The organism is Deltaproteobacteria bacterium (assembly GCA_021159305.1).
Classification (GTDB): domain Bacteria; phylum Campylobacterota_A; class Desulfurellia; order JAGGSF01; family JAGGSF01; genus JAGGSF01.
The window spans coordinates 1-5,749 of record JAGGSB010000034.1; the positions used below are offsets into that span (position 1 = coordinate 1).

Genomic DNA, 5,749 nt, shown 5'->3' on the forward strand with positions numbered 1-5,749 from the left:
TCTCATGCTCACTGGGATCACATTGGAGGATTGTCAGATTTTTTAAAGGTAAACAACAATGTTAAGGTTTATATTCCAAAAACTTGTCCTGAGCCGTCTGGTGCAAAAGAGGTGATTGTCGTAAAAAATGCTTTAAAGATTCATGATAATGTTTTTTCTACCGGCGAACTGGATGGTATAGAGCAATCTTTGTGCATTAAAACGGACAGGGGAATAGTTTTAATTGTAGGATGTTCTCATCCTACAATGGAGCATATTTTCAAAGCGGCATCAGAATTTGGAGAGGTCCATGCCATCATTGGTGGTTTGCATGGGTTTAGAGAATTTGAACTGTTTAAGGATCTGGAGTTGATCTGTCCCTGTCACTGCACACAATATAAACAAGAGATATTCTCTCTTTACACTGATAAATGCATTAAAGGAGGAGCGGGAAGAATAATAGAGATATGAGAACAATATTCTTAGATGTTGATGGTGTTATTAGAAACATTGTAAAAGCAATAATGCAGAAGATGAGAGAAGAAGGGATATCTGTAAGGCCTGTTACCAACTGGGATGCTCTGTTTGAAAATGGTATTACATTTGTAGATGTTTTTTATTCCCATCCTTATCTTTTAGCTATTGCACCTGCTTATCAAAGGGCACATTTTTTCACACAAAACCTATCAGACTTGGGTGAGATTGTTTTTCTTTCTATGCAAAATGATTATGGTAAAGAGGCAACGGTGCACTGGTTAAACAACAAAGGATTTTTAACCTATGGAATGGATGTGCAATTTGTCAATAAAGCAAAAGAAAAACTGTGGTATTTAGAAAAATACAAAGACAGCGTTCTTATAGATGATCATCCTGATTTAGAAGGTGAAAAAAATGTATTGACCATTGGGAGGACCTGGAACAAATCCAGAATGGGATATAAAATGATACTGAAGCAAATAAAAATACTGAATAAACTTTAGAGACAGAAATATTGCATTATTATCAAGCATATACAACTTTTTGCAATTGGTGCTTCCTTTACTGAAAAGATAAGATTCCAATTATTTTTGTTTCTTATATTATCTATGTTCACATAAATCTTTTGAAAGAGACACAGTAATTGTGTATACTTTAAACAAGTAGCTGGAAGGAGGAAAAAATGAGTGGTTTTTGGGAGCGTATTGTCCGTGCTGCCAAGCTTGATGTTGGTCTCTATAGAGAGGTTGAAGCAGATAAAGGTGCTATGGGTCAAGCTATGGCAGTTGTTGTACTCTCAAGTATAGCAGCAGGCATAGGAACTGTGGGAAGTGGAGGAATAGGTCGGGTTTTAATAATAATAGTTACTGCACTTGTTGGGTGGTATATTTGGGCTTATATTACTTATTTTATCGGCACTAAACTTCTTCCTGAGCCGCAAACCAAAGCGAATCATGGACAACTGCTAAGGACTATTGGTTTTTCAAGTTCTCCAGGGTTGATTAGAATATTAGGTGTTGTTCCAGCATTGAAGGAAATTGTTTTTTTGGTTGCAGGGATTTGGATGTTGGTGGCAATGATTATTGCAGTTAGAGAAGCTTTGGATTATCAAAGCACATTGCGAGCTGTAGGGGTTTGTGCTATAGGTTGGATTATTCAATTGGCAATCTTTATGCTTTTTTTTGCTTTGACTGGTTTCCCAAGGGCATCCTAAACCTTTAATGGAAAGAAAATTGGTTATTCCAAAGAATTTGTTTGTTTTTGATATAGAAACCATAAGAGACAGGGATCTACTTGCAAGTGTCAAGGGAAGGGAAAAAGATACATTTGAAGACATTATGGAAAGAGAGCGCAAAAGATTAAGGAAAGAATCTATAGATGATGTTTTTGTTGCCACTCCGTATCACAAGGTAGTTTGTATCTCTTGTTTAAGGAAAATTGGAGATAAAAGGACTTTAAAGTCCTGGTGTGGTCCAGAAGGTAAGGTGCTGGAGACTTTTTGGGCATCAATAGGCGTGATTTTGAAGGAAGTAACAGAGGATGCTCCCTATATAATAACATTTAATGGTAAAAGATTTGATATTCCTGTTATAACTACAAGAACTTTAAGATACTTGGATAATTTCTTGAGTTGCAAAGAAGATTTGCAGAAGCACATTGATGTTGCCCTAAATACATATTTTTCCACAAAGGACAAATGGGAAAACAAAAGACCAAATTATACCAATAAATACTCCAGGTTTAATGTAGATTTAATAGAATATTTTGGTTTCGGAGCATCGTTAGAGGCTTTATGCAATATCTGTGGGATACCTGTTAAGTCTGAGGGCAGCGGGTCTGAAATTGAGAAGTATTATCTAAACGGTGATTATGATAAAATTGCGCGATATTGTGCTGAAGATGTAAGGGCTACCTATGCTCTTTATCTTCGTATGCTACTAATGCATCATGCTAAAGATACCTACGGAGAAATAAAGAGAGAATTGAAAAACTTGGAATCAATTAGACCAGAGATTAAAAAGTTGACACACTAAAAGATGCTGTTATATTTAGGATTACTTTTAAGGAGAGATGTCCGAGAGGCTGAAGGAGCACGACTGGAAATCGTGTATGGGGCCAAAAGCTCTATCGCGGGTTCGAATCCCGCTCTCTCCGCCATATGTGCGCCCATAGCTCAGATGGATAGAGCGGCAGATTGCGGATCTGCAGGTCAGGAGTTCAAGTCTCCTTGGGCGCACCTGATACTTGTCCGTTGGGCTCTACGCGTTGCATGCTTTCCGAATTCCGTCAGGTCCGGAAGGAAGCAGCGGTAGGAAATGATGTGCAAGTGCTGTAGATCAGCCTGATGGACAAGTATCATGAGGAAACAAGATGTGTATTGTCTTAGCCAGAAAGTATAGACCTAAAAATTTAAGTGAGATTATAGGCCAACCCGTTGTGGTACGTATATTAGAAAATGCTATCCGCATGAATAGAATTCCGCATGTTTTCCTTCTTTCCGGCCCAATGGGGGTGGGGAAAACTTCCACTGCTCGTGTAATAGCCAAGTCATTAAATTGTGAGAAAGGACCTACCATACATCCTTGTGAGACATGCAAAAGTTGTAAGGAAATCAATGAAGGAAGGGGAATAGATGTAATAGAGATAGACGGGGCGTCCAACAGAAAGGTGGAAGAAGCGAGGAGGATTATAGAAAGCATGAAGTATCCTCCTCTTTTCTCTCTTTACAAGGTGTATATTATTGATGAAGTACACATGCTAACCATGGAAGCATTTAATGCACTGCTTAAAACAATTGAGGAACCGCCGCAATATGTAAAGTTTGTCCTTGCCACTACCAACATGCAAAAGATGCCTCCTACCGTTCTCTCTCGCTGTATGATCCTGGATTTTAAAAAAATTCCTGAATTGCTGGTAAAAAAACATATATTGGAAATTTGCGAGAAAGAACAGATAACTATGCAGGAAAATGCAGCGACGCTTATTTCCAGCTTGTGCGAGGGTTCTTTGAGAAATGCGGAGATGCTTCTGGATAGGACGATATCTTATTGTGGAAAAAATATCTCTTTGAAAGATGTAGAAGATAGTCTTTATGTTTTAAAAGAAGGGAATATACAAGCATTCTTAGATGCAATAGTAAATGGAAATGTAGAAGAGTTAGAAAAATGGTTAGAGAAAATAGAAAGCAAGGGTGTAGATATATTTTATCTTTTTAATATGCTTTTGCGTAGGATTGAAATTTACATAAAAGAGAAAGTATATTCTATGGAACAGATGATAGGTGTGATGGATGTGTTTTATAAAGCATTTATGGATATGAGAGCCGGCGTTGACGGTGAAGTTGTGTTAAGAACAGCCGCCTACAAAGCTTGCGCAGTAAAGAATCTGGTGAAAATAGAAGATATCTTAGAAGAAATTAAAACAACCAACAAATCAAATAAACAAGGGATGAGAAAAGAACATAAAATTGAGGAAAAAACGACGCAATCAAAAGGGGATTTACAAACAGAGAACTTTCCAGTAGTAAAATATATATTAGAAGAGTTTGATGGAAAGATTATAGGGAGGTTATGATGCCTAAAAGACCGGGTGGTTTAGACATGAATATGCTTATGGCTCAGGCGAAAAAATTACAGAACGAATTAAAAAAAGTTCAGGAAGAAGCGGCAAAGGAAACGGTGGATGTAACCGTCGGGGGAGGAATGGTTTCTGTGAAAGCAAGCGGAGAAGGAAAAATTGCAGAGATCAAAATATCTAAGGATATAGTTGATCCTGAAGATATAGAAATGTTACAAGATCTAATACTTTCCGGGGTGAATGAAGCATTGAGGAAAGCTAAGGAAATGGTGCAGGAAAAGATGAGCGGTGTAACAGGAGGCATGGGCTTAGGCGGTCTTTCTAATTTAATTTAAAGTTAATTTACAGTTGCTTTTATTAAATTATACATTATAATTAAATCAGATTTTATTAATTCTGGGAGGAGGGTTTTTATTATGTTGAAGAGATTAGATGTAAGATGGCACGCCAGAGCAGGCCAAGGCGCAGTAACTGCTGCTCATAATTTGGCCGAGATTATGGCTCAGGAAGAAGGGGCCTATGCCAGGGCATTTGCCGTTTATGGTGCGGAAAAAAGAGGGGCACCGGTAATAGCATTTACTAGGCTTTCGGATCATCCAATAAGAGACCATTCAGAATATATGGAGCCAGATGTAGTACTCCTTCTTGACCCTACATTGGTTGGGTTAGTAAATATAGCAGAAGGAACAAAAAAAGGAGCAACGGTTATTGTAAACACATCTTTAAAGAAAGAGGACCTGATTAAACAGTTAAATTTAAAAGGATTTAAGGTTTACATACTGGATGCCAACAAAATAAGCAGGGATGAACTTGGTAGATCTATTCCTAATGTTCCCATGTTGGGTGCACTTTCTCAAGTACTGAATTTAATAGATAAAGATAGCTTGTCCAAAAAGGTAGAAAAATTACTGAAGGATGCAGGCAAGTTTAGCGAGAAGATAGTTCGAGGGAATATCAATGCACTCAAGAAAGGATTTGAGGGGGTTCAATAATGAAAATAGGAGAAAAGGCACAATGGAATGACTTATTGACAGGTGGTGTGATAGAGGATCCGGGAAATAGTGTGGATTACAAAACAGGCCCATGGAGAACAGAAAGGCCTATATGGAATAAAGATGCGTGTATAAATTGCATGTTTTGTTGGGTTTACTGTCCCGATTCAGCTATTAAAGTAGACAAAGATGGAAATATGGCTGGCATAAATTATGATTTTTGTAAAGGATGCGGGATATGCGTTAAAGAATGTCCTAAACCTAATACATTGGCTATGGCCTTAGAAGTGGATATAGAGAAAAAAGGTATGGATACCGTATTTAAAGAAACATTCGGAGGGAAATAATGGGAAACAAAGTAGCATTAGATGGTAATACTGCCGCGGCACATGCCATCAGGCAGATTAATCCTGATGTTATCGCTGCTTTCCCCATAACACCGTCTACACAGATTCCGATGACAGTGGCTTCATTTATTGCTGATGGATTGATGGATACAGAATTAGTTACTGTAGAATCAGAACATTCTGCTATGAGTGCTTGTGTGGGAGCGGCTGCGGCGGGCGGAAGAGTAATGACGGCAACGGCAGCTCAAGGATTAGCCTTGATGTGGGAAATTGTATATGTCGCTTCTTCTATGAGATTACCGATAGTAACTGTGATTGCAGCGAGGGCATTGAATGCACCATTGAATATTCATGGAGACCATTCGGATGTTATGGGAG

9 protein-coding genes, 2 tRNA genes and 1 other RNA gene are annotated in these 5,749 nt (G+C 38.3%); all 12 read left to right on the plus strand.

The window, feature by feature from the left end; genetic code table 11:
• A partial coding sequence (locus tag J7J10_02350; protein ID MCD6129777.1) for an MBL fold metallo-hydrolase occupies positions 1-450 on the plus strand: 450 nt, incomplete at its 5' end.
• Positions 447-959: a hypothetical protein gene (locus J7J10_02355; protein ID MCD6129778.1), complete on the plus strand. Its 513-nt coding sequence runs from the start codon at positions 447-449 to the stop codon at positions 957-959. The genes J7J10_02350 and J7J10_02355, both read left to right, overlap by 4 nt.
• A 179-nt stretch (positions 960-1,138) precedes the next feature.
• Positions 1,139-1,669: a YIP1 family protein gene (locus tag J7J10_02360; protein MCD6129779.1), complete on the plus strand. Its 531-nt coding sequence runs from the start codon at positions 1,139-1,141 to the stop codon at positions 1,667-1,669.
• A 7-nt stretch (positions 1,670-1,676) separates the two neighbouring features.
• Positions 1,677-2,489, plus strand: coding sequence for a ribonuclease H-like domain-containing protein (locus tag J7J10_02365; protein MCD6129780.1), 813 nt, complete (start codon positions 1,677-1,679; stop codon positions 2,487-2,489).
• A 31-nt stretch (positions 2,490-2,520) separates the two neighbouring features.
• Positions 2,521-2,613, plus strand: a tRNA-Ser gene (locus J7J10_02370).
• 5 nt (positions 2,614-2,618) lie between these two features.
• Positions 2,619-2,692: transfer RNA gene (locus J7J10_02375), tRNA-Arg, on the plus strand.
• A 13-nt stretch (positions 2,693-2,705) separates the two neighbouring features.
• An RNA gene (ffs, locus tag J7J10_02380) (signal recognition particle sRNA small type) lies at positions 2,706-2,806 on the plus strand.
• Positions 2,807-2,826: 20 nt separating this feature from the next.
• The gene (gene dnaX, locus J7J10_02385; protein MCD6129781.1) at positions 2,827-4,029 is read left to right on the plus strand and encodes a DNA polymerase III subunit gamma/tau; all 1,203 of its coding nucleotides are present in this window, start codon (positions 2,827-2,829) and stop codon (positions 4,027-4,029) included.
• A complete protein-coding gene (locus J7J10_02390; protein ID MCD6129782.1) occupies positions 4,029-4,367 on the plus strand; it encodes a YbaB/EbfC family nucleoid-associated protein in 339 nt (112 codons plus the stop codon). Before dnaX ends, J7J10_02390 begins: the two co-directional genes overlap by 1 nt.
• Positions 4,368-4,448: 81 nt before the next feature.
• Positions 4,449-5,024 (plus strand): 2-oxoacid:acceptor oxidoreductase family protein, encoded by a 576-nt coding sequence (locus J7J10_02395; protein MCD6129783.1) that lies wholly within the window; start codon positions 4,449-4,451, stop codon positions 5,022-5,024.
• The gene (locus tag J7J10_02400) at positions 5,024-5,371 is read left to right on the plus strand and encodes a 4Fe-4S binding protein (protein ID MCD6129784.1); all 348 of its coding nucleotides are present in this window, start codon (positions 5,024-5,026) and stop codon (positions 5,369-5,371) included. The genes J7J10_02395 and J7J10_02400 overlap by 1 nt, the downstream gene beginning before the upstream one ends.
• The coding region (porA, locus tag J7J10_02405) for a pyruvate ferredoxin oxidoreductase (protein MCD6129785.1) at positions 5,371-5,749 on the plus strand (379 nt) is incomplete at its 3' end. The genes J7J10_02400 and porA, both read left to right, overlap by 1 nt.

Excerpts from the sequence above, each read along its gene's own strand:
- J7J10_02355 (MCD6129778.1), top strand. The coding sequence starts at position 447 with ATGAGAACAATATTCTTAGATGTTGATGGTGTTATTAGAAACATTGTA.
- J7J10_02360 (MCD6129779.1), top strand. The coding sequence starts at position 1,139 with ATGAGTGGTTTTTGGGAGCGTATTGTCCGTGCTGCCAAGCTTGATGTT.
- J7J10_02365 (MCD6129780.1), top strand. The coding sequence starts at position 1,677 with ATGGAAAGAAAATTGGTTATTCCAAAGAATTTGTTTGTTTTTGATATA.
- dnaX (MCD6129781.1), top strand. The coding sequence starts at position 2,827 with ATGTGTATTGTCTTAGCCAGAAAGTATAGACCTAAAAATTTAAGTGAG.
- J7J10_02390 (MCD6129782.1), top strand. The coding sequence starts at position 4,029 with ATGCCTAAAAGACCGGGTGGTTTAGACATGAATATGCTTATGGCTCAG.
- J7J10_02395 (MCD6129783.1), top strand. The coding sequence starts at position 4,449 with ATGTTGAAGAGATTAGATGTAAGATGGCACGCCAGAGCAGGCCAAGGC.
- J7J10_02400 (MCD6129784.1), top strand. The coding sequence starts at position 5,024 with ATGAAAATAGGAGAAAAGGCACAATGGAATGACTTATTGACAGGTGGT.